General features: G+C 64.8%; 22 protein-coding genes. 11 read left to right on the top strand and 11 right to left on the bottom strand.

Annotated features, from left to right (window positions below; all coding sequences use genetic code 11):
• Positions 1 to 172 precede the first annotated feature (172 nt).
• The 3 genes from RYH74_RS23315 to RYH74_RS23305 all read right to left on the bottom strand — a co-directional run bounded on the left by RYH74_RS23315 (position 173) and on the right by RYH74_RS23305 (position 1,625).
• Entirely contained in the window at positions 173 to 415 is a 243-nt protein-coding gene (locus RYH74_RS23315; RefSeq protein WP_286919443.1) for a hypothetical protein, read from the bottom strand.
• A gap of 97 nt (positions 416 to 512) precedes the next feature.
• Positions 513 to 1,040: a lactoylglutathione lyase gene (gloA, locus tag RYH74_RS23310; RefSeq protein WP_025338689.1), complete on the bottom strand. Its 528-nt coding sequence runs from the start codon at positions 1,038 to 1,040 to the stop codon at positions 513 to 515.
• A gap of 225 nt (positions 1,041 to 1,265) precedes the next feature.
• Positions 1,266 to 1,625, bottom strand: coding sequence for a histone-like nucleoid-structuring protein, MvaT/MvaU family (locus RYH74_RS23305; RefSeq protein WP_015270810.1), 360 nt, complete (start codon positions 1,623 to 1,625; stop codon positions 1,266 to 1,268).
• A 361-nt stretch (positions 1,626 to 1,986) separates the two neighbouring features.
• Here RYH74_RS23305 and RYH74_RS23300 point away from each other — a divergent pair, with 361 nt between their 5' ends.
• Entirely contained in the window at positions 1,987 to 3,276 is a 1,290-nt protein-coding gene (locus tag RYH74_RS23300) for an OprD family porin (RefSeq protein ID WP_317410255.1), read from the top strand.
• Between the two features lie 67 nt (positions 3,277 to 3,343).
• Positions 3,344 to 4,093, top strand: a complete 750-nt coding sequence (cobF, locus tag RYH74_RS23295; protein WP_317410254.1) for a precorrin-6A synthase (deacetylating) — start codon at positions 3,344 to 3,346, stop codon at positions 4,091 to 4,093.
• Positions 4,094 to 4,213: 120 nt separating this feature from the next.
• On the opposite strand, the gene RYH74_RS23290 is transcribed toward cobF, so the two are convergent.
• Complete coding sequence (locus tag RYH74_RS23290; RefSeq protein ID WP_317410253.1) at positions 4,214 to 4,564, bottom strand: response regulator; 351 nt, start codon at positions 4,562 to 4,564, stop codon at positions 4,214 to 4,216.
• A 249-nt stretch (positions 4,565 to 4,813) separates the two neighbouring features.
• On the opposite strand from RYH74_RS23290, the gene RYH74_RS23285 reads away from it, so the two are divergent.
• Genes RYH74_RS23285 through RYH74_RS23265 form a run of 5 tightly spaced genes read left to right on the top strand, consistent with a single transcriptional unit; the run spans position 4,814 to position 11,313 of the window.
• A complete protein-coding gene (locus RYH74_RS23285) occupies positions 4,814 to 8,281 on the top strand; it encodes a response regulator (protein ID WP_317410251.1) in 3,468 nt (1,155 codons plus the stop codon).
• Positions 8,278 to 9,099: a CheR family methyltransferase gene (locus RYH74_RS23280; protein WP_003259474.1), complete on the top strand. Its 822-nt coding sequence runs from the start codon at positions 8,278 to 8,280 to the stop codon at positions 9,097 to 9,099. The genes RYH74_RS23285 and RYH74_RS23280 overlap by 4 nt, the downstream gene beginning before the upstream one ends.
• Complete coding sequence (locus RYH74_RS23275; protein WP_286919438.1) at positions 9,096 to 9,671, top strand: chemotaxis protein CheB; 576 nt, start codon at positions 9,096 to 9,098, stop codon at positions 9,669 to 9,671. Before RYH74_RS23280 ends, RYH74_RS23275 begins: the two co-directional genes overlap by 4 nt.
• On the top strand, positions 9,665 to 10,891 hold the full coding sequence (locus RYH74_RS23270; RefSeq protein WP_075044892.1) for a hybrid sensor histidine kinase/response regulator: 1,227 nt from the start codon (positions 9,665 to 9,667) through the stop codon (positions 10,889 to 10,891). Before RYH74_RS23275 ends, RYH74_RS23270 begins: the two co-directional genes overlap by 7 nt.
• A gap of 44 nt (positions 10,892 to 10,935) precedes the next feature.
• A complete protein-coding gene (locus tag RYH74_RS23265) occupies positions 10,936 to 11,313 on the top strand; it encodes a response regulator (protein ID WP_003256176.1) in 378 nt (125 codons plus the stop codon).
• 110 nt (positions 11,314 to 11,423) lie between these two features.
• Here RYH74_RS23265 and RYH74_RS23260 read toward each other — a convergent pair whose 3' ends face one another.
• Genes RYH74_RS23260 through RYH74_RS23250 form a run of 3 tightly spaced genes read right to left on the bottom strand, consistent with a single transcriptional unit; the run spans position 11,424 to position 14,064 of the window.
• Positions 11,424 to 12,005, bottom strand: a complete 582-nt coding sequence (locus RYH74_RS23260) for a TetR/AcrR family transcriptional regulator (RefSeq protein WP_075044895.1) — start codon at positions 12,003 to 12,005, stop codon at positions 11,424 to 11,426.
• A gap of 12 nt (positions 12,006 to 12,017) precedes the next feature.
• On the bottom strand, positions 12,018 to 12,866 hold the full coding sequence (locus RYH74_RS23255) for a 3-hydroxybutyryl-CoA dehydrogenase (RefSeq protein ID WP_085615207.1): 849 nt from the start codon (positions 12,864 to 12,866) through the stop codon (positions 12,018 to 12,020).
• Positions 12,867 to 12,879: 13 nt separating this feature from the next.
• Positions 12,880 to 14,064: an acetyl-CoA C-acyltransferase family protein gene (locus tag RYH74_RS23250; protein WP_286919437.1), complete on the bottom strand. Its 1,185-nt coding sequence runs from the start codon at positions 14,062 to 14,064 to the stop codon at positions 12,880 to 12,882.
• A gap of 168 nt (positions 14,065 to 14,232) precedes the next feature.
• Between RYH74_RS23250 and RYH74_RS23245 the strand changes: the two genes are divergently transcribed.
• A complete protein-coding gene (locus RYH74_RS23245) occupies positions 14,233 to 15,243 on the top strand; it encodes an AraC family transcriptional regulator (protein WP_286919436.1) in 1,011 nt (336 codons plus the stop codon).
• Between the two features lie 131 nt (positions 15,244 to 15,374).
• On the opposite strand, the gene RYH74_RS23240 is transcribed toward RYH74_RS23245, so the two are convergent.
• Positions 15,375 to 15,812 (bottom strand): carboxymuconolactone decarboxylase family protein, encoded by a 438-nt coding sequence (locus RYH74_RS23240; RefSeq protein ID WP_025338700.1) that lies wholly within the window; start codon positions 15,810 to 15,812, stop codon positions 15,375 to 15,377.
• Positions 15,813 to 16,010: 198 nt separating this feature from the next.
• On the opposite strand from RYH74_RS23240, the gene RYH74_RS23235 reads away from it, so the two are divergent.
• Together RYH74_RS23235 and RYH74_RS23230 are read left to right on the top strand one after the other, a co-directional pair.
• Complete coding sequence (locus RYH74_RS23235) at positions 16,011 to 16,469, top strand: nucleoside deaminase (protein WP_317410244.1); 459 nt, start codon at positions 16,011 to 16,013, stop codon at positions 16,467 to 16,469.
• Positions 16,466 to 17,662, top strand: coding sequence for a CynX/NimT family MFS transporter (locus RYH74_RS23230; protein ID WP_191472509.1), 1,197 nt, complete (start codon positions 16,466 to 16,468; stop codon positions 17,660 to 17,662). Before RYH74_RS23235 ends, RYH74_RS23230 begins: the two co-directional genes overlap by 4 nt.
• Here the strand turns inward: RYH74_RS23230 and RYH74_RS23225 are convergent.
• Together RYH74_RS23225 and RYH74_RS23220 are read right to left on the bottom strand one after the other, a co-directional pair.
• On the bottom strand, positions 17,655 to 19,088 hold the full coding sequence (locus RYH74_RS23225; RefSeq protein WP_286919432.1) for a PLP-dependent aminotransferase family protein: 1,434 nt from the start codon (positions 19,086 to 19,088) through the stop codon (positions 17,655 to 17,657). The genes RYH74_RS23230 and RYH74_RS23225 overlap by 8 nt on opposite strands.
• Positions 19,089 to 19,279: 191 nt before the next feature.
• Positions 19,280 to 19,618, bottom strand: coding sequence for a hypothetical protein (locus RYH74_RS23220; RefSeq protein WP_317410240.1), 339 nt, complete (start codon positions 19,616 to 19,618; stop codon positions 19,280 to 19,282).
• A gap of 197 nt (positions 19,619 to 19,815) precedes the next feature.
• Between RYH74_RS23220 and RYH74_RS23215 the strand changes: the two genes are divergently transcribed.
• Complete coding sequence (locus tag RYH74_RS23215) at positions 19,816 to 20,397, top strand: flavin reductase family protein (RefSeq protein ID WP_317410239.1); 582 nt, start codon at positions 19,816 to 19,818, stop codon at positions 20,395 to 20,397.
• A 128-nt stretch (positions 20,398 to 20,525) separates the two neighbouring features.
• On the opposite strand, the gene RYH74_RS23210 is transcribed toward RYH74_RS23215, so the two are convergent.
• Entirely contained in the window at positions 20,526 to 22,697 is a 2,172-nt protein-coding gene (locus RYH74_RS23210) for a malate synthase G (protein ID WP_317410238.1), read from the bottom strand.
• Positions 22,698 to 22,813 lie beyond the last annotated feature (116 nt).

Below are 22,813 nucleotides of genomic sequence, written 5' to 3'. Positions count from 1 at the left end.
CTTGGCGCAGGTGGAGGCGGCGGTGGCGTACGCCCGGGATATCTGAATACTCCTGTGCCGGCCCTTTCGCGGGCTTGCCCGCTCCCACAGGGACCTCACAGGATCTGAAATCTGTGCAGTACCTGTGGGAGCGGGCAAGCCCGCGAAAGAGCCGGCACAAGCATAAACAAGGTCAAAATACCTTTTGCCCCTCATCCAACTGCTGGTCGACCAGCGCCCGGCCATGGGCCAGCGACACATGCTGTGCGTTCTCGAGGTCGGAGAAGAACTTCATCGGCATCGACATGCGCCTGCTGGTGTGCCCGTCGGGGTCGGTGATCAGGCACCCGGCGGCGTAGGGCAGGGGGGAATCGGGGTGGGGCATCACGCTGGCGGTGATGGTGTGCTTGCGATATTCACAGTGAAGAGATTGCATCGTCCTTACCTCGCTGTGGCATGTGAAGCAGTTACCTTCATATACCACAGCAAGGGGCCGGGAGTTCCCGGCCCGACGAGCGAGCCGCGATTAGCGCTCAGCCTTTGAGCTCGGTCGGCTGGATGACTTCGACCCAGTAACCGTCCGGGTCCTTGACGAAGGCCAGGTGGTTCATGCGCCCGTCTTGCAGGCGCTTCTGGAACGGTACGTCCAGTGCCTCGAAGCGTGCGCAGGCGGCGCGTACGTCCGGTACCGAGATGCAGATGTGGCCAAAGCCGCGTGGGTCGGTGTTGCCGTTGTGGTAGGCAAACTCGGCATCGTTTTCGGTGCCGTGGTTGTGGGTCAGCTCCAGCACGCCCGGGATCGACTTCATCCACTGGTGGCGTTCGCTGTCATCGGCCGGGATTTGCGCCGGGTCTACCAGGGCCAGGAAGTACAGGCTGAAGGCGGCTTCGGGGAAGTCGCGCTTGTCCACCAGGCGGAAGCCCAGCACGCGGGTATAGAAGTCCAGGGACTTCTCGATGTCCTTGACCCGCAGCATGGTGTGGTTGAAGACGAACTGGGCGGTGGCGGCGTCCGGTTGGGCGGTGACGCCAGGCAGGGTTTGCAGATCATGCAGGCTCATGGGAACTCCTGAGACGGGGCCGGGCGCAGGGCGCCGGCAAAACAGACAGGCCGGCCATGATACGGCAGTGTGCCGATTGCGCAAATGAAAGCGCCCTGCACGAGGCAGGGCGCTGGAATTAGAGGCCCGCATGTGCGGGCGCGTGATGGGGTCGCTAGTCCTTTAGCTGTCTCGATACTGAGCCAGCCCTTGTGAAAAAAGTGTGAAGTACGTGTGGACGTTTCATCAGCGTACCCAGCTTTCTACCGTGGCGGCTCCGTATTGTTCTTTCCAGGCCTTGAGCCCACGGTGGTTGCCGCCTTTGGTCTCGATCCGCTCGCCGGTGTGCGGGTTGGTGTAAACCTTCACCACGCGCGCGCGGCGCTGTTGCTTGGGCGCTGCACTGGAAACCCGGGCCACTGCTTTCGGGTCGAGGATGGCGATGATATCGCGCAGGCTCTTGTCGTAGCTTTTCATCAGGCCGACTAGTTTCTGCTCGAATTCGATTTCGCGTTTGAGGCCGGCATCCTTTTTCAACGCTTCCAGTTGCGCCATCTGTTCCTGGAGCGCTTTTTCGGCAGCACGAAACTCTGCAAGTCTGGACACTGTAATCACTCCTGTACGTTGGTCGTGGCAGGGCGTGACGAACATTGAAGAAGAATAAAAACGCCGGCCACGCGGGTGGGTTCCGCTGTTCGCTGATATCGAGTGTAGTCATTCATGGGTACTGGGTAAACTGCAAACTTTTTGTAAGTAAGCCGGGAACTTTCCTAGTTTTGCGCGCGGTATTGTCAGGTTTTTCCGCGGTTGCCTTGCGGTGCGCTTAGACCATGGTCCAATGGCCCGTGCCAGAGCCTTCGCGCGATAATTTCAGATGATGGCCGGCTATTGTTCGGCCCCCTCGCAGTACCGTGGCCAGCACGTGCCACAGGTTGTTTACTCGCCTTGATTCTGGATGTTTTCTCCCATGTTTGCCCCTTTTCCCATCGCCCCCGGGCGTCGTGTTGCCGGCTTGTTCCTGTTGTGTGCCGGCGTCAATGCCCAGGCCGCCGGTTTTCTTGAAGACAGCAGTGCTAAGGTCGAAGCACGCAATGTCTATTTCAACCGGGATTTCCGTGACGGCCACAGCAGTTCCAGCCAGGGTGCGTCCAAACGCGAAGAATGGGCACAAGGTTTCATCCTCAATGTGCAGTCGGGTTACACGCAGGGGCCGGTAGGTTTTGGCGTGGATGCGCTGGGCATGTTCGGCTTCAAACTTGACTCCAGCCCGGCAGACAGCAACAGCGGCCTGTTGCCGTCTTCCGGCCATGACCCACGGCACTCGGCGGACCAGTACGCGAAGATGGGCCTGGCGGCCAAGGTCAAGGTTTCCAATACCGTGCTCAAGTACGGTTCGATGATGCCGGATGTGCCGCTGCTCAAGTACAACGATGGCCGCCTGCTGCCGACCATGTTCCATGGCGCCATGCTCACCTCCGAGGAAGTGCGCGACCTGAAGTTCACCCTGGCCCGTCTGGACAAGTACACCGCACGGGATTCCACCGACCGCCAGGACATTCGCGTGCATTGCAAGAACAAGCGCTATGCCTGCGATATCGAGGCTGACCACTTTGACCTGGCCGGTGTCGATTACCGTTTCAACGAGCGCTTCAGCGCCCAGTACCAGGTGGCCAAGCTGGAGAACATCTACCGCCAGCACTTCCTCGGCCTGGTGGCCAGCCAGCCATTGGCGGTGGGCAACCTGTCGGCAGACCTGCGCTTGATCAAGAGTGACGACATCGGCAATGCCCGCGCCGGCGAAATCGACCATCGCGCGTTCAGCGGCATGCTCGGCTACAGCCTGGGTGGTCACAAGCTCAGTGCCGGCTGGCAACGCATGTATGGCGACAGTGCCATGCCATACCTGGATGGCACCAACCCGTACCTGGTCAACTATGCCCAGGTCAACGACTTCGCCGCCGCCCAGGAACGCTCCTGGCAGGTGCGTTATGACTATGACTTCAAGGCCCTGGGCGTGCCCGGCCTGACCTTCTTCACCCGTTACATCAACGGTGACAATATCAAGGTGCCGGGCAGCACGGCCGAAGGCAAAGAATGGGAGCGCGACACCGAGTTCAAGTACCAGGTGCAAAGTGGCACGTTCAAGGACGTCAGTGTGCGCCTGCGTAATTCCACTTACCGCAGCAACTATGAAAAGTGGGCGCGTGACATGGACGAGACACGGGTCATTGTCAGCTACAACTTCTCCATCTTCTGACGGGGCGCTTTGCCAAATACCGGCAGCCACCTGACAATGGCTGCTGGTTCCCGCAAAGGGCAGGGCAATGAAAGACCTGTTGTTGATCGGCATCGGCCCGGGTGACCCGCGCCAGGTCACCTACGAGGCGGTCGATGCGCTGCGCCAGGCCAGCGTGTTCTTCGTGCTCGACAAGGGCGGCGACAAGGACGAACTGGTGCGCCTGCGCAAGGCCATCCTGCAACGCTACCGGCCCGAGGGCGGCTACCGCCTGGTGCAGGTGGCCGACCCTGCACGCGATGGCCAGGCGGATGACTACCTGGGCGCGGTGCAGGACTGGCACCGGCAGCGTGCGGCGCTGTATGCCCAACTGATCGAGCGGGAGATAGGCATTGGGGAAACCGGCGCCTTTCTGCTGTGGGGCGAGCCGACGCTGTACGACAGCACCCTGCGCATCCTTGGCCTGGTCCGCGAGCGTGGTGTGGCGCTGCGCCTGCAGGTCATTCCGGGTATCAGCAGCGTGCAGGCGTTGGCGGCGCGCCATCAGGTGCCGCTCAACCGCATCGGTGAGCCATTGACCGTATTGCCGGGGCGGCGCCTGGCCGGGCAGGGGCAGATCGACAATGTGCTGGTGATGCTCGACGGGCAGTGCGCGTTTGCCCGGCTCGATGACCCGGCGCTGATGATCTATTGGGGCGCGTACCTGGGGACCGCGGATGAGGTGCTGATTGCCGGGCCGTTGCAGGCGGTGAAGACGCAGATAATGGAGGTGCGTGAGCGGGAGCGGGCGCGCAAGGGGTGGATCATGGATAGCTACCTGTTGCGCAGGGAGCTGTGAGGTGTACTGCCTGCTCCGGCCCCTTCGCGGGTGAACCCGCTCCCACAGGTACAGCGCCAGCTTGGGGGTCGCGCGTTCCCTGTGGGAGCGGGTTCACCCGCGAAGCAGACGACACCTTGCTCACGGTGTACCCAGAATGGCCTGCACCTTCTCCCGCAACTGGTCGATGCTGAACGGCTTGCCGATGAGGTGCATGCCCTCCGGTACATCGACGCTTTCGGCATAGCCACTGGCGAACAGCACCGGCAACAGCGGCCGCAGCTCGCGCGCCTTGACCGCCAACTCTTCGCCACGCATGTCCGGCAGCCCCACATCGGTCATCATCAGCGCCAGTGCCTGGCTCGGGTCCTCGAGAATGCGCAGCGCCGCGTTGGCATGCTCCGCTTCGATGACGGTGTAGCCCAACTCGTCGAGCACTTCGACCATCAGCATGCGTACGATGTCGTCGTCTTCGACTACCAGAAGGTGCATGGTTGCGATCCTGTGCAGAATGAATGTCTTTAATCTGTGCTCCGGATGGCAGCAGAAGTTCCCGGAGGATACCGGTCCGTGCAATCAGATGGAACGATTGGCGCACATCACCTTCAAATACTGGCTAAATGCCCTGCCAGACCCGCCAAAGCTGGTTAGACTCGCTTTACGGGACAGAGCAGTGGCAGACAACTACAACGATCGCTTTGCCACACTTTCAATGGACTTTACTTGCTCGGGCGTTTTCACATGATTCAAGCAGCCTCGATGGACCAGCGGAGCTTCCGCAAGCTGTTGAGCCGCAACGTCGGCCTACCCCTGGGGGTTGGCCTGCTGGGGGCCGTTGCCTTCGTCGCGGTGATCAACTACCTGCTTTCGGCCTTGCAGTGGGTCGAGCACACCGACCGGGTGATCGGCAATGCCAACGAAACGGTCAAACTGTCGATCGACATGGAAACCGGCATGCGTGGCTTCCTGATCACCGGCGACGAGCGTTTCCTCGATCCCTACGAGGTGGCCAAGCCGCGCATCTTCGGTAGCCTGCAGAGCCTGCGCGGCATGGTCGTGGACAACCCGCAACAGGTCGAACGCATCGACCGGCTGATCGCCCTGCAGCAGGCGTGGAACACCTTCGGCAGCGAGATGATCAACTTGCGCCGCAGCCAGGGTGATTACCGCGCCTTGATCGGCAACGGCCGCGGCAAGCGCCTGACCGACGAGATCCGCAAGGAGTTCGACAACCTGATCGCCAGCGAACAACAGTTGCGCATGGCGCGCAACGAGCGGGTCAACAGTGTGACCGTCACGGTCATGTCGTCCTTCGTGCTGTTCATCGTCGGCCTAAGTGCCTTGCTGGCCTACCTCGGGCGGCGCGACCTATTGGCGCTGTCGGGTACCTATGACGAAAACTTCAAGGCCCAGCAGCGCGCGGCCGAGCGCCTGGAGCACCAGGCCTGGCTGCGCAACGGGCAGACGCAACTGGCCGAACAGGTGCTCGGCCAGCTGACCCTGCCCATGCTCGGTGACAACATCCTGCGTTTCTTCGCCAGCTACCTGGGCAGCGTGGTCGGCGCACTGTACGTACGTGACGAGCATGGCCGCCTGGTGCGTGTGGCCAGCTATGGCCTGGATGCCGAGGAGCAGGCCCGCGAGCAGGTGCTGGGCGATCACGAAGGCCTGCTGGCCCAGGCCGTGCGCGAAGCGCGGCTGCTGCGCCTGGACGACTTGCCCGACGACTATTTCCACCTCAGTTCCGGCCTGGGTCGGGGCCTGCCGCGCAGTGCCATGCTGATGCCCTGCAGTGATGACGGGCAGATCAACGGTGTACTGGAGCTGGGCTTCCTGCGGCCGCTGCAGGAGCGTGACGAAGAGATGCTGCAGCGGGTCCGTGGCAACCTCGGTATCTCCATCGAAAGCGCCCGCTACCGGCAGCGCCTGCAGGAAGTGCTGGCCGAGACCCAGCAACTGAACGAAGAGCTGCAAGTGCAGCAGGAAGAGCTGAAAACCGCCAACGAAGAGCTCGAAGAGCAGTCCCGCGTGCTCAAGGAGTCCCAGGCCCACCTGGAAACCCAGCAGGCGGAACTGGAGCAGACCAACGAGCAATTGTCCGAGCGCACCGAGGCGCTGGACCGCAAGAACGACGAACTGCTCCAGGCCCAGGATGAGCTGCAGGCGCGCGCCGAGGAACTGCAGCGTTCGAGCAAGTACAAGTCCGAGTTCCTCGCCAATATGTCCCACGAGCTGCGCACGCCACTGAACAGTTCGCTGATCCTGGCCAAGCTGCTGGCGGAGAACGGCGAGGGCAACCTCAGCGACGAGCAGGTCAAGTTCGCCGAATCCATCTATTCGGCCGGCAACGACCTGCTCAACCTGATCAACGACATTCTCGACATCGCCAAGGTAGAAGCCGGCAAGCTCGAAGTGCGCCCCGAAAGCACCCAGGTGGAACGCCTGGTCGAAGGCCTGCGTGGCATGTTCGAGCCGCTGGCCGGGCACAAGGGCCTGGCCTTCGAGGTGACCACCGAGGCGCAGGTGCCGGCCACGCTGTTCACCGACCGCCAGCGCCTGGAGCAGATTCTCAAGAACCTGCTGTCCAACGCCATCAAGTTCACCGAGCGCGGCCAGGTCAGCCTGAACATCGGTTACCAGCCCGGCACCGGCATCGTCTTTGCCGTGCGCGATACCGGCATCGGCATCGCCGCCGACCAGCAGCAGGCGATCTTCGGCGCCTTCCACCAGGTCGATGGCACCAGCAACCGCCGTTATGGCGGCACTGGCCTGGGCCTGTCCATTTCCCGCGACCTGGCGCACCTGCTGGGTGGGCAGATCAGCGTCGACAGCAGCCCCGGCCAGGGCAGCGTGTTCAGCCTGATCCTGCCGGAGCGCTATGAGCGCGTGGCGCAGGATATCGAGCCGCTCAGCCTGCGCCCGGCGGTCGACAGCCTGCCACCCGCGCCGCAGGCACCGGCGGTGGCGGCGCCGAAACGCCAGGCACCGGCATTCGCCGACGACCGCGAGCGCGCGCCGTTCGGCAACCGCTGCATCCTGGTGATCGAGGACGAACCGAACTTCGCCCGCATCCTCTTCGACCTGGCCCACGAACTGGGTTACAGCTGCCTGGTGGCGCAGGGCGCCGACGAGGGCTTCGAACTGGCCGCGCAGTACATCCCCGATGCCATCCTGCTGGACATGCGCCTGCCCGACCATTCCGGCCTGACCGTGCTGCAACGCCTGAAGGAGCAGGCGAGCACCCGGCACATCCCGGTGCATATCATTTCCGTGGAGGACCGGGTCGAGGCTGCCATGCACATGGGCGCCGTCGGCTACGCGGTCAAGCCCACCAGCCGCGAACAACTCAAGGAAGTGTTCGCCCGCCTGGAGGCCAAGCTGACCCAGAAGCTCAAGCACATCCTGCTGGTGGAAGACGACGACCTGCAGCGCGAAAGCATTGCCCGCCTGATCGGCGACGACGATGTCGAGATCACCGCCGTGGCCATGGCCCAGGATGCCCTGGCGTTGCTGCGCGAGAACATCTACGACTGCATGATCATCGACCTCAAGCTGCCCGACATGCTCGGCAACGAGCTGCTCAAGCGCATGACCGCCGAGGACATCCGTGCCTTCCCGCCGGTGATCGTGTATACCGGGCGCAACCTGACCCGCGAAGAAGAAGCCGACCTGCTCAAGTATTCGCGCTCGATCATCATCAAGGGCGCCCGCTCGCCGGAGCGCCTGCTCGACGAAGTGACGCTGTTCCTGCACAAGGTCGAGTCACAGCTGTCCAACGAACGCCAGCGCATGCTCAAGACCGCGCGCAGCCGCGACAAGGTATTCGAAGGCCGCAAGGTGCTGCTGGTGGACGACGACGTGCGCAACATCTTCGCCCTGACCAGCGCGCTGGAACACAAGGGCGCGATCGTCGAAATCGGCCGCAACGGCCGCGAAGCCATCGAGCGCCTGGAGCAGCATGACGACATCGACCTGGTGCTGATGGACGTGATGATGCCGGAAATGGACGGCTTCGAGGCTACCCGGCTGATCCGCCAGCAATCGCGCTGGCGCAAGCTGCCGATCATTGCCGTGACCGCCAAGGCGATGAAGGATGACCAGCAGCGTTGCCTGCAGGCCGGCGCCAACGATTACCTGGCCAAACCGATCGACCTGGACCGCTTGTTCTCGCTGATCCGTGTGTGGCTGCCGCAACTGGAGCGAATTTGACTAGCGAACGTAACACCGATATCGAAATCCGCTTGCTGATCGAGGCCATCTACCTCAAGTACAGCTACGATTTCCGCAACTATTCCGGCGCGTCGATCAAGCGCCGGATCCTGCATGCGCTGCGCCAGTTCGACTGCCTCACGGTGTCGGCGCTGCAGGAGCGCGTGCTGCACGACCCTGGCATGTTCATGCAGTTGCTGCAGTACCTGACGATCCCGGTCAGCGAGATGTTCCGCGACCCGGGGCACTACCTGGCGCTGCGCAACGAAGTGGTGCCGCTGCTGCGTACCTGGCCGTCGATCAAGGTGTGGATTGCCGGCTGCAGCACGGGCGAGGAGGTGTATTCGATGGCCATCCTGCTGCGCGAGGAGGGCCTGCTGGAGCGCACCATCATCTACGCCACCGACATCAACCCGCATTCGCTGGACAAGGCCAAGCAGGGCATCTACTCGATGCAGAGCATGCGCGAGTACGCCGAAAACTATCGCATCGCCGGCGGCCGGCGTGACTTTGCCGAGTACTACACGGCAGCCTACGGCAACGCCATCATGGACAGCACCCTGCGCGACAACGTGACCTTTGCCGACCACAGCCTGGCCACCGACAGCGTGTTTTCCGAAACCCAGCTGGTGTCGTGCCGCAACGTGCTCATCTACTTCAACAAGGAACTGCAGGACCGCGCCCTGGGCCTGTTCCACGAGTCCCTGTGCCACCGCGGCTTCCTGGTGCTGGGCAGCAAGGAATCGGTGGATTTTTCCGCCTACAGCGAGCGCTTCGAGCCGCTGGTCAAGCCCGAACGGATCTACCGCAAGTCATGAAAGGCGTACGCGCGATGGTGATCGGCGCCTCGGCCGGCGGCGTTACAGCGCTGTTCAGTGTGCTGGGCGCGTTGCCGGCCGGCTTCGCCATTCCGGTGATATGCGTGCTGCACCTGCCAGATGACCGCCACAGCCAGCTGGCCGAGGTGCTGCAACGTCGCCTGCGGCGGCCAGTGTGCGAGGCCTGTGACAAACAACCGCTGCGCGCCGGGCAGATCTACGTTGCCGGGCCGGGTTATCACCTGTCGGTGGAGCGTGACCTGACCCTGTCGCTGAGCCAGGAGCCGCCGGTGCATTTTTCCCGGCCGGCGATCGACTACCTGTTCATGTCGGCGGCCGATGCTTATGGTGCCGGCCTGCTGGGTATGTTGCTCACCGGGGCCAACGAGGATGGCGCAGAAGGCCTTGCCTATATCAAGCGCAACGGGGGCCGGACCGTGGTCCAGGACCCTTGCGACGCACAGGTGGCGCTGATGCCGGAGGCCGCATTGGCCCTGCACCAGCCCGACCATATTCTTTCTCTGAGTGGCATCGAGCGATTGCTCGCCGCCCTGGAACCCAGCGCATGCTAAGCCACACCATCGCCAAACTGCTGATCGTCGACGACCTGCCAGAAAACCTGCTGGCCCTCGACGCCCTGATCCAGGGCCAAGACCGCGAGGTGCACCAGGCACAGTCGGCCGAGGCAGCGTTGTCGCTGTTGCTCGAGCACGAGTTCGCCCTGGCCATCCTCGACGTGCAGATGCCGGGCATGAACGGTTTCGAGCTGGCCGAGCTGATGCGCGGCACGGAAAAGACCCGCAACATCCCCATCGTGTTCGTCACTGCCGCCGGGCGCGAGATGAACTACGCGTTCAAAGGCTATGAAAGCGGTGCGGTGGACTTTCTGTACAAGCCGCTCGACACCCTGGCGGTGAAGAGCAAGGTGTCGGTGTTCGTCGACCTGTACCGCCAGCGCAAAGTGCTCGACCGCCAGTTGCAGGCCCTGGAACGCAGCCGCCAGGAGCAGGAGCTGCTGCTGGCCCAGCTGCAGACGGCGCGGGGTGAACTGGAGCATGCCGTGCGCATGCGCGATGACTTCATGTCGATCGTGTCCCACGAGGTGCGCACCCCGCTCAATGGCCTGATCCTGGAAACCCAGCTGCGCAAGCTGCACCTGGCACGCGGCAACCTTGCCGCCTTCAGCGGCGACAAGCTGCAGGCCATGGTCGAGCGCGACGAGCGGCAGATCAACAGCCTGATCCGCCTGGTCGAAGACATGCTCGATGTATCGCGCATCCGCACCGGCAAACTGTCGCTGCGGCCCAAGGCGTTCGACCTGGGCCAGCTGGTGCGCGGCCTGGTGGAGAACTTTGCTGCCCAGGCCAGCGCACTGGATACCCATTTCGAATTGCAACGCTGCGAGCCGCTGCAGGGTGAGTGGGACGAGTTTCGCATCGAGCAGGTGCTGGCCAACCTGTTGTCCAATGCCTTGCGTTACGGTGAGCGCAAACCGGTGCAGGTGCGGGTGTTCGAGCAGGACGGCCTGGCCTGCGTGCAGGTGCAGGACCATGGCATCGGCATCTGCGTGGCCAACCAGCAGCGCATCTTCCAGCAGTTCGAGCGGGTCGCCACCCAGCAGGCCAGCGGTGGGTTGGGCCTGGGGCTGTACATATCGGAGCAGATCGTCCAGGCACACGGTGGGCGCATACTGGTGGAGAGTGAAGAGGGCAAAGGCGCCACCTTTACCTTGCAGTTGCCACTGGCAACTTACGAACAACAAAACGACCAGGCACGGGCAACCTCTGCCTGAGCCTGGGGTCTGATGGCCAGCTGTAAGTATTTCAAGGCGTTGACATGAGTGAAGATGCACAAGATGTAGTACTGGTGGTCGAGGACGAACCGGCGATTCGCATGATCCTGCGTGATTACCTGGCAGGCGAGGGCTACCACGTGCTGGTGGCCGAGGATGGCGAGCAGGCGTTCGCGATCCTGGCGAGCAAGCCGCACCTCGACCTGATGGTGACGGACTTCCGCTTGCCGGGCGGGATTTCCGGGGTGGACATTGCCGAGCCGGCGGTGAAATTGCGGCCGGACCTGAAGGTGATCTTCATCAGCGGCTACCCGGCGGAGATTCTCGAATCCGGCAGCCCGATCACCCGCAAGGCACCGATCCTGGCCAAGCCGTTCGACCTGGATACCTTGCACGAGCAGATCCAGTCACTCCTGCGCTAGCCTGCACTGGCCCTTTCGCGGGTAAACCCGCTCCCACAGGAGCTGTGCAAGTCTCAAGGTTTGCACAGTTCCTGTGGGAGCGGGTTTACCCGCGAAAGGGCCGGAACAGGCTAGCGAAGTGTCCGCTCCAGCCCACCCACCAGCATGCTTTCCATCAACCCCAGCCCCTGTTCTTCGGGCAAGGCCTTCAACAACCCCGGCAACTGGTTCAGCAGCGTCGCCACCACATGCGCCGTGGCCACCAGGGCTTGCCCCTGCAACTTCGCCTGTGGTGCGATCAACCTCAGCAACCCCGCCTCATAGCGCTTGCGCAGCAAGGCCAGGCGCGCCTGCTGGTCCTCGCTCAGGCAACAGAAGTCGCGCTCTGCCAGGCGAAACTGCATGGGCCGCTCGGCATGCAGCTGCCAGTGCGCGGCAATCAGGCAGCTCAACGCCGACGCCCCGCGCGCCATGGCTCGGCGCCCCTGGTCCAGGGTGGCCTGCAACTCCTCGTACAACTCCTCGATCAGGTCGTACAACAAGTCCTGCTTGCTGGGAAAGTGGTGGTACAGCGAGCCTGCGGTAAGCCCCACATGGGCCGCCAGCTCGCGCATGCTGACCTGGCCAAAGCCCTTTTCGGCAAACAGCGCCATGGCCCGGTCACGTCGCTCTTCAAAGTTGGCACAGCGCATCGCGGCATTGACCGGGGGCATGGCGTTCGCTCCTCAGTAGGTGAAGAAACCGCGGCCGCTCTTGCGCCCCAGCCAACCGGCCGCGACCATTTCCTTGAGCAACGGGGCAGGGCGGTACTTGCTGTCGTTGAAGCCTTCATGGAAGGCCTCCATGATCGCTAGCAGGGTGTCCAGGCCGATCAGGTCGGCCAGGGCCAGCGGGCCGATCGGCTGGTTGCAGCCCAGGCGCATGCCGGTGTCGATGTCCTCGGCACTGGCCAGGCCCTCCTGGCGCACGAAGATCGCTTCGTTGATCATCGGCACCAGGATGCGGTTGACCACGAAGCCCGGGCGGTTGCCGGCGGTGATCGGGGTCTTGCCGACCTTTTCGGTCACCACCAGCGCCTGGGCGTAGGTGCTGTCGCTGGTCTGCAGGCCGCGAATGATCTCGACCAGCGCCATCATCGGCACCGGGTTGAAGAAGTGCACGCCAATGAAGCGCTCGGGGTGCTCGATGCTGGCCGCCAGCTGGGTGACCGACAGCGACGAGGTGTTGGTGGCGATCAGGCAGTCGGCGGCGACGTTGGCCGCCACCTGCTGCAGGATGCGCTGCTTGAGCTGCAGGTTCTCGGTGGCGGCCTCGATCACCAGCTGCGCGCCGCGCAGCTGGGTGTAGTCGGTGCTGGTGCGAATGCGCGTGCGGGCGGCTGCCGCCTTGTCGGCGTCGAGGGTGCCTTTGCCGACCTGGCGCTCGAGGTTCTTGCTCAAGGTGGCCACGCCGCGCTCCAGCGCAGCGTCGGAAACATCCACCAGCAGTACCTGGTAGCCGGCCACCGCACACACCTGGGCAATGCCGTTGCCCATGGTGCCGGCGCCGATCACGGCAATCTGTTCAATGCTCATGTGTCAGGCTCCCTCAGACGCGCTCGAAGACCACGGCGATGCCTTGGCCACCGCCGATGCACATGGTGGCCAGGGCGTAGCGGCCCTGGATGCGCTGCAGCTCATGGATGGCCTTGGTGGCGATGATCGCGCCGGTGGCGCCCACCGGGTGACCCAGGGAAATGCCCGAGCCGTTGGGGTTGACCTTTTCCGGGTCGAAGCCCAGTTCGCGAGCCACGGCGCAGGCCTGGGCGGCGAAGGCTTCGTTGGACTCGATCACATCCAGGTCCTGCACCTTCAGGCCGGTCTTTTCCAGCACCTTGCGGGTGGCCGGGATCGGGCCCAGGCCCATCAGTTCAGGCTCGACACCGGCATGGGCGTAGCCCACCAGGCGTGCCAGCGGCTTCAGGCCCAGGCGGCGCACCGCATCACCACTGGCCAGCACCAGGCCGCCAGCGCCGTCGTTGATGCCACTGGCGTTGCCGGCGGTAACGGTGCCGTCTTTCTTGAACACAGTCTTCATCCCCGCCAGTTGCTCGGCGGTCACCTCGCCACGCACATGCTCGTCGGTGCTGAACTGCACGCTGCCCTTGCGGGCTTTCAGTTCCAGCGGGACGATCTGGCTGGCGAAGCGGCCTTCGGCAATGGCGCGGGCGGCGCGGCGCTGGCTGGTCAGGGCCAGTTCGTCCTGCATTTCGCGGGTAATGCCGTGCTTGGCCGCAACGTTCTCGGCAGTGATGCCCATATGGAAGTGTTCAAACGGGTCCTGCAGCACGCCGACGGTGTAGTCGATGCCTTGCAGGTCACCCATGCGAGCGCCCCAGCGTGCCTGCGGCAGCAGGTACGGGCCACGGCTCATGGATTCGGCACCGGCCGCCACGGCCACATCGGTGTCGCCGAGCAGCAGGCATTGGGCTGCCGAGACGATGGCCTGCAGGCCCGAGCCACACAGGCGGTTGACGTTGAATGCCGGGGTTTCCTTGGGGATGCCGGCGTTCATTGCCGCTACGCGGGCCAGGTAGGCGTCACGCGGTTCGGTGGGGATCACCGTGCCCATCACCAGGTGGCCGACTTGCTCGGCGGCCACGCCCGAGCGCTCGATGGCGGCGCGGGTGATGGCGCTGGCCAGGTCGGCCAGCGGCAGGTCCTTGAGGGAACCGCCAAAGCCACCAATGGCTGAACGGACGGCACTGACGACGTAGATTTCTGCGCTGCTCATAGGGGCTCCGATTGCGAAGGCATGGCGGGACCGGGCCAGGCTCTGCGAGAATGGCCGGCGATCCCGGAGTGGGACCGAGTCTAGGCAAAGGCTCTGTTGCAGCCTATGCCGGAACTGTTCAAACAACCTGGCACTTTTTGCCACTCAGCATAGACAGCGAAAACCGCCATGCGCGATAGCGATTCGGTCGCCGTGTACTTCCTCAATGCCATGCTCCACGCCCTGCGCGACTGCCCCGCCGAACGCGATGCGCAGCTGCGTGCGGTGGGCATCGACCCGCAACTGCTCGAGCAGCCCCAGGCCCGTGTACCGGCCAAGGCCTTCGCCCAGTTGTGGCTGGCGCTGATCCAGCGCCTGGACGACGAGTTCTTCCGCCTCGACAGCCACGGCATGCCGCCGGGCAGTTTCGCCCTGATCTGCCGGGGCCTGATCCTGGAGCCGAACCTGGAAAAGGCCTTGCGCCAGTGCATGGGCGGTTTTGGCCTGTTCCTGCGCGATTTGCGCGGCAGCCTGACGCTGCGTGGCGGGCGGGCGCTGATCAGCGTGCAGTCGAGCATCGCCGACCCGCTGACCCGGGTGTATGCCGAGGAAACCTACCTGGTGCTGATGATCGGCATGCTGTGCTGGCTGGCCGGGCGGCGGATCGCCATCGACCGCACCGAGCTGGCGGTGTCGCGCCCGGCCCAGGAGGACGACCTGCTGCTGTGGGGGCCGGACCTGCGCCTGGGCAGCGGGCGCACCGAGGTGGAGTTCGACAGCGCCTACCTGCGCCTGCCGGTGGTGCAGGATATGGCGGCCCTGAAAACCTTCCTGCGCAGTGCGCCGCAGGGGCTGGTGATTCGCTTTCGCAACCAGAACGGGCTGGTGGCCGAGGTGTACCGGCACCTGCGGGCACGGCGCTATGGGCAGTGGCCGACGCTGGCGGCGCTGGCGCAGCAGCAGGGGGTCAGTGCCAGTACTTTCCGTCGGCAGCTGGAGCGGGAAGGGCGTTCGTACCAGCAGATCAAGGATGAGGTGCGCCGGGCAATGGCCTTCGAGCGGTTGCGCGAAGGGGAGCTGAGCATTGCCGAGATTGCCGAGCAGACCGGGTTCCAGGAGCCCAGTGCGTTTCACCGGGCGTTCAAGAAATGGACCGGGCAGAGCCCCGGCAGCTACCGGGCGCGGTTGGCCGGGCGTTGAGATGTTGCCTGTGCCGGCCTCTTCGCGGGTAAACCCGCTCCCACAGGGGACTCACAGAATCTGAAAAATGTGCTGTACCTGTGGGAGCGGGTTCACCCGCGAAGAGGCCGGTACAGGCTACCGATCAATGATCAGGCCGGCACCATGGCAAACCCGACCCCGAAGCGGTTCCAGGCATTGATGGTGGCAATTGCCAGGGTCAGGTTGGCCACCTCGGCCGGCTCGAAGTGTTCCTGCAAGGCTTCATATTCGCCCTGCGGCGCGCCGTGCTCGGGCAGCCGGGTCAGGCTCTCCACCCAGGCCAGCGCAGCACGCTCGCGCGGGGTGAAGTAGGCGGTTTCCTGCCAGACGCACAAGGTCTGCAGGCGTGCCTCGGTCTCACCGGCCTTGCGCGCATCGTTGGCGTGCAGGTTGACGCAGTAGGCGCAGCCGTTGATCTGCGAGGCCCGCAGGCGCACCAGTTCCAGCAGGGAATTTTCCAGGCCGCTCTTGGCCAGGGCCTGCTCCAGGCCGACCATGGCTTTGTAGGCCTCGGGGGCGTGCTTGGCCCATTCGATACGGTTGTGCATGGCTGTCTCCAAAGGGTGTGGGGTGGGGATGGCGCTACTGTAGCGCCGCACGTTGGCCTCCCCGATAGCCAATCGCGCGCATCAGCGGGAGGCCAATCGGCCATTCGGGAGGCCACTGACAGGCATCCAATCTCTTCATTTCTGCCAGGCCGCCCAAGCCCGGATAATGACCAGGTCTTGCAACAGGAGAACCGATTCATGTCCGAAGAACGCTACATGCGCGAAGCGCTCGCCCTGGCCCGCGCCAACATCAAGGCCGGTGGCCGGCCCTTCGGCGCCGTGCTGGTGTACCAGGGGCAGGTGCTGGCACGTGCGGTCAACGAGATCCACAGCACCCAGGACCCGACCGCCCACGCCGAGATGCAGGCCATCCGCAAGGCCAGCCACGCCCTGGGCCAGGCGCGCCTGGATGGCGCCGAAATCTACGCCAGCGGCCACCCGTGCCCGATGTGCCTGGCGGCCATGCACCTGTGCGGCATCGAGCGGGCCTGGTTTGCCTACGACAACGCCGAGGGCGAACCCTATGGCTTGTCCACCGCGGCGGTATACGCGCAGATGGCTCGCCCGCCCCAGCAGCAGAGCCTGCCGCTGCGCGCACTGAAGCCCAGCGGCGAAGCCGGTCTGTACCTTGAATGGAAACAGGCCAACGCACAATGAGAGCGGCATTGAACCTGTTGCTGGTCATACTGCTGGCACTGAACCTGCGGCCGATCCTGACCAGCATCGGCCCGTTGCTCGAACCCATGCGCGCCAGCACTGGCCTGGGTTACCAGCAGGCGGCCTTGCTGACGGCGTTGCCGGTGCTGTGCATGGGCCTGGTGCCCTTGCTGCAACCCTGGTTGCGGCGCTGGATCAGCGAACATGGCGGCATGCTCGCTGGCCTGTCTGCCATCGCCCTGGCCTGCCTGTGGCGCCTGCAACTGGACAGCGCCTGGGCGCTGATTGCCAGTGCGGTGGTTGCCGGCCTGGGGGTGGCGGTAGTGCAGGGCATGATGCCGGGGCTGGTCAACCGCTGGTTCCCCGGCCGCCTGGCGGGGGCGATGGGCCTGTATTCGGCAGCGCTGATGAGCGGCGGCGGCCTGGCCGCCGTGCTCGGGCCGCACATCAGTGGCTACTTCGGCCATTGGCAGGTCGGCCTGGGCGTGTGGGCGATCCCGGCTGTGCTGGCGGTGCTGGCCTGGGCCGTGCTGCGGCCACGCCAGCAGGCGCCGAAGCTGGCCGGTGCCACCGGCGGTCACTGGTTCGGCACGCGCCGGGCCTGGTTGCTGGCGCTGTACTTCGGCTTGATCAACGGCGGCTACACCAGCATGGTGGCCTGGTTGCCGGCCTATCACATCGAGCATGGCGGCAGCGCCCAGGGCGGTGCCGACCTGGTGGGCCTGATGACCATCTTCCAGGTGGCCGGCGCACTGGGCCTGCCGCTGTTGCTGCGGCGCTGGGCAGACCGGCGCCCGGGCCTGTGGCTGGCCTTGGCGATCCAGCTGGTGGGTTTCCTCGGCCTGCTGCTGGCACCCACGCTGGCCTCGGGGCTGTGGGTGGCGATGATCGGTTTCGGCCTGGGCGCCTGCTTCAGCCAGAGCCTGACGCTGACCCTGGAGCACCTGAAAACGCCTGCCGAGGCTGGCAGCCTGGCGGCGTTCGTGCAGGGCATCGGCTTCATCATCACCGGCATCGTGCCGTACGTCACCGGCTGGTTGCGCGACATGAGCGGTGATTTCCAGGCCTCGTGGACGCTGCTGACCGTGACCGTGGTGGCAATGCTGCTGGTTACCGCCTGCTTCAACCCGCGCGGTTATGCCGCGGCCATTGCCCGCCCGGTAGTGGCGGGCAAGGCCGCACCGGTCAACTGAGGCGCTGCAGGGTGTCGCGCACCCGGTCCAGCGCCGGGTCGATGTCCAGCAGCTCGATGGCGCCGAAGCCCAGCAACAGCCCCGGGCGCACTGGCGCTTCGCTGAAGAACGGCGCCAGCGAGTACAGGCCGACCTCCACCTTGCGTGCGAGGTTGGCCAGCAGCTCGACATCGACCCCAGGTTTGGCCAGGGCGCTGAGGTGGAACCCGGCGCTGGCGGGGATGGCGCTGAACCACGGTGCCAGGTCGCCGCCCAGCCGCGCGAGGATGCGTTCGCGTCGGGCGCTGTAGACCTCGTGGCAACGGCGGATGTGCTTGTTCAGGTGGCCTTCGCCGAGAAACCGCGCCAGTGCCCACTGCAACAGGGTCGGGCTGTGCCAGTCGCTGAGGTGCTTGGCCACGCAGGCGGCCTTCAACACGGCGGGCGGCAGTACGGCGTAGCCCAGGCGCAACTCGGGCAGCAAGGTCTTGGAAAAGGTCCCCACATAGGCCACCAGGCCATGGCGGTCGAGGCGCTGCAACGCCTCCGCAGCTGGGCCGTGGTAGCGGAACTCGCAGTCGTAGTCGTCTTCGATGATCAACGCACCCAGCTCGGCGGCCCGTGCCAGCAGGGCGTGCCGGCGTGCCTCGCTCATCGGCATGCCCAGCGGGAACTGGTGCGAGGGCGTCACGTAGATCAGCCGGGTGCCGTCGGCGATCTGTTCCACGCACAGGCCTTCATCGTCCACCGGTACCGATTGCAGGCGCGCGCCCAGGGCCAGGAACAGTTGCCGCGCTGGCGGGTAGCCCGGGTCTTCCATGGCCACCTGGCAACCCGGCTCGACCAATACCCGGGCGATCAGGTCCAGTGCCTGCTGGGCGCCGTTGCACACCAGCAGGTCGGCGGCGCTGCAGTGCACGCCGCGGGCGTAGGCGACATGATGGGCAATGGCCTCGCGCAGCTCTGGCAGGCCCTGGGCCGGGAACTGCCGCTCGGGGTGGCGCTGGCTGCGGCGCAGGGCATAGTTCAGGCAACTGCGCCACTGGTCGAACGGGAACTGCGCCTTGCTCGAGGCCCCGCCGATGAAGTCGTAACGCGAGGGAGCGTCCAGCTGGCGTTGGCTCAGCACGGTGGCGCGCTGCTGCCAGCGCTCGAGGGACGCGGCAGCGGCCAGGGGAATGGCCGTCGATTCGCTGCTGCGCAGCGGCTGGCGCGGGGTGATGAAGGTGCCCCGGCCGACCACGCCGCTCAGCAGGTTGTCGTAGGTCAGCCGGGAATAGGCCTCGGCCACGGTCTTGCGCGACACGCCCAGCTGCTCTGCCAGCAGACGGCTTGGCGGCAGTTGGGTGCCCGCGGCCAGGTGGCCGCTATCGATGCCGGCGCGCAGTTGCTGGTAAAGCTGGTCGGCCAGGCCTTTGCGGCCTTCCAGGCGAATGTGCAGTTCCATGGAGCGGTCCGGAGCGGGGAAGTGCTCAGGATAGCGGATTGGTCGGGGAAGGGCATGGGGCCGCTTTGCGGCCCATCGCCGGCAAGCCAGCTCCCACAGGTACTGCACAATGCTTGAGGTCGGTGCAGTCGAGGTGGGAGCTGGCTTGCCGGCGATGGGCTGCAGAGCAGCCCCAGGCAAGCGGCCGGTAATCAGAAGCGTGCCGTACTCACCGTGATGTAACCCTTGTCCGCCAGCGCGATACGTATCACCGTCTCGTCCGCCGGCGCCTTGCGGTTGCGCTTGATGCGCACGCCTTCCACCGCCGCCGCTTTCATATGCTCGGTAACGGCCCGCCCGTTCGGGTCGAAGAACAACTCGCTGGCCAGCAACTCGATACGCTCGATCAGTTGGCGGGAGCGTTCATCGGTGGCGCAGAAGAACATCACCCCCGACAGGTGGGGGTCTTCGTCCGGGTTGTTCATGTCATGGGCCAGCAGTTCGCGCAGGGTGCTGCGCAATTCGGCAGTGGGGCGGGCGTACAGGTGCATGCGGAACCTCCTCTGGATCGCGACCTTGCGTCATCCAGTGGCGATCATGTTTTCAGTGGGCAGGGGGTAACAAGTAGGACGCATCCGAGCAGCGCGTAGGAGTTTTCTGAAGATGCAGGAGTGACACCCCAAGCTGGCGGGAGGACGGCGCCTGCGGCACAATTTGCCGCCCGCTACCCGCCTTGCCGAGGATTGCCATGAACAGCCATTTCCAAGCCGTCGACCTGAAAAAGGCCTATCGCCTGCTGAACCACGGCCCGACGGTGCTGGTGTCGGCCAGCCACGAAGGGTTGGACAATGTGATGGCGGCCGCCTGGGCCTGTGCGCTGGATTTCGACCCACCCAAGGTGACCGTAGTACTCGACAAAACCGCCCGCACCCGGCAGTTGGTGGAGGGCAGTGGCTGGTTCGTGATCCAGGTGCCAACCGCGGCGCAGGCGCAGCTGACCCACCAGGTGGGTACCCGCAGCCTGTTCGACCAGCCCGACAAGCTCGCCAGCATTGGTGTGCAGCTGGCGCGGGTCGAGGGGCATGCGGCGCCGTTGGTGGAGGGCTGTTCGGCCTGGTTGATGTGCCGGGTGATCGACGAGCCGCACAACCAGAACACTTACGACCTGTTCATTGGCGAGGTGGTGGCGGCCTGGGCCGATGACCGGGTGTTCCGCGATGGCCACTGGGCCTACGAGAATGCCGACCCGCAGTGGCGCAGTTTGCACTACGTGGCGGGTGGGCATTTTTATGCGATAGGCGAGCCGGTGGTGGTCGATTCGCAGAGTTGATTACACCTGTCCCGGCCTCATCGCCGGCAAGCCAGCTCCCACAGGTATCACACCAGGCCTGAAGCCTGTGCAGTACCTGTGGGAGCTGGCTTGCCGGCGATAGGGCCGCATGGCGGCCCCTGCCAGCATCAGCGCCCGACCTCCTGCTTGAAGCGCAAGCGCCAGCCATGCAGCAACGGTTCGGTATAGCCACTGGGCTGCTGCCGGCCCTTGAACACCAGCTCCCGCGCAGCGCGGAAGGCATGCGATGTCTCGAAACCGGCGGCCATCGGCCGGTACGCCGGGTCCCCGGCATTCTGCTGGTCGACCACGCCGGCCATGCGTTGCAAGGTCGCCTCGACCTGCTCGGAATCGACCACCCCGTGGTGCAGCCAGTTGGCAATGTGCTGCGCCGAGATCCGCAGGGTCGCGCGGTCCTCCATCAGGCCCACATCATGGATATCCGGGACCTTGGAACAGCCGACCCCTTGCTCGACCCAGCGCACCACGTAACCGAGGATACCCTGGCAGTTGTTGTCCAGTTCGGCCTGGATGTCGGCTGCGCTCCAGGGCCGCTCGGGGCTGACCGGAACACTGAGCAAGTCATGCAGCAACTCGGCGCGCTGGGCATTCAGGTCAACCTGTTCCAGCGTTTGCTGCACGGCCGCCACATCCACCTGGTGGTAGTGCAGCGCATGCAGTGTCGCGGCTGTGGGCGAGGGCACCCAGGCGGTGTTGGCGCCGGCCCTGGGCTGGGCGACTTTCTGTTCGAGCATGGCCGCCATCAGGTCGGGCATGGCCCACATGCCCTTGCCGATCTGCGCCTTGCCACGCAGGCCACAGGCCAGCCCCACCAGTACGTTGCTGCGCTCGTAGGCCTGGATCCAGGCACTGCCTTTCATGTCGCCCTTGCGCAGCATGGCGCCGGCTTCCATGGCCGTGTGCATCTCGTCACCGGTGCGGTCGAGGAAGCCGGTGTTGATGAACACCACCCGTGACGCGGCGCTGGCGATGCAGGCCTTGAGGTTGACGCTGGTACGCCGCTCCTCGTCCATGATGCCCATCTTCAGCGTATGTGCGGGCAGGCCCAACAGGGCTTCGACGCGGCCGAACAGCTGGTCGGCAAAGGCCACCTCGGCCGGCCCGTGCATCTTCGGCTTGACGATGTACAGGCTGCCCTCGCGGGAATTGCCGCGGCGCTTGAGGTCATGCAGGCCGATCAGGCTGGTGACCACGGCATCCAGGATGCCTTCCGGGATTTCCCGGCCATCGCGGTCGTGGATGGCCGGGTTGGTCATCAGGTGGCCGACGTTGCGGATGAACAGCAGCGAGCGGCCCGGCAGGGTCAGTGGCTGGCCGTCTGCGCCGTGGTAGTGGCGGTCTTCGGCCAGGGTGCGTTCGAAGGTTTTGCCGCCCTTGCTGACCTGTTCGCTTAGGCCGCCCTTCATCAGGCCGAGCCAGTTGCGGTAGACGTTGACCTTGTCGTCGGCATCCACGGCGGCTACCGAGTCTTCGCAGTCGATGATGGTGGTGAGCGCGGCCTCCAGCAGGATGTCCTTGACCCCGGCCGGGTCCTGCTGGCCGATGGCGTTGGCCGGGTCGACCTGGATTTCGAAATGCAGCTGGTGATGCTGCAACAGGATCGCTGTTGGCGTGTTCGGCTCACCTTGGTAGCCACGCAGTTGCGCGGGGTGCATGAGGCCCACCTGGCGGCCATCGGCCAGGGTTACCTGCAGCGTGCCCTGGCTGATCGCGTAGGCCTTGGCGTCGTTGTGCGACGCACCGTCGAGCGGGGCAGCGGTGTCGAGGAACTGCCGGGCATAGGCGATCACCTTGGCGCCGCGTCGCGGGTTGTAGCCCTGGCCACGTTCGGCGCCATCGGTTTCGGCGATGGCATCGGTGCCGTACAGGGCATCGTACAGCGAGCCCCAGCGGGCGTTGGCGGCGTTGAGGGCGTAGCGGGCGTTGCTCAGTGGCACCACCAGTTGCGGGCCGGCCTGCACGGCGATCTCGCGGTCGACGTTGCGGGTGCTGACCTGCACGCTTGCCGGGGGCTCCACAAGGTAGCCGATGCCTTGCAGGAAGTGCTGGTAGGCGGCCATGTCACGGATCGGGCCGGGGTGCTGGCGGTGCCAGTTGTCCAGTTCTGCTTGCAGACGCTCACGCTCGGCGAGCAGGGCGCGGTTTTGTGGGGCGAGGTCGTGGATCAGGGTGCTGAAGCCTTGCCAGAAGGTGCGGGCTTCGATGCCGGTGCCGGGGAGGGCTTCGTCTTCGATGAAGCGCTGCAGGGTGGGGGCGATCTGGAGTGGATGGTTTGGCATTGTCTGTTCGCTCGATGTTCAGGCTTCTGGGTAAATGTTGCTTTTGCCGGCCCTTTCGCGGGTGAACCCGCTCCCACAGGGCTTTCACGAGGCCTGAGGCCTGTGCAGCTCCTGTG

It is taken from the genome of Pseudomonas sp. LSJ-87, from assembly GCF_032971465.1.
Classification (GTDB): domain Bacteria; phylum Pseudomonadota; class Gammaproteobacteria; order Pseudomonadales; family Pseudomonadaceae; genus Aquipseudomonas; species Aquipseudomonas putida_Z.
The sequence above is the reverse complement of the archived record's forward strand: the minus strand, read 5'-3'. Positions and strand labels throughout refer to the sequence as shown.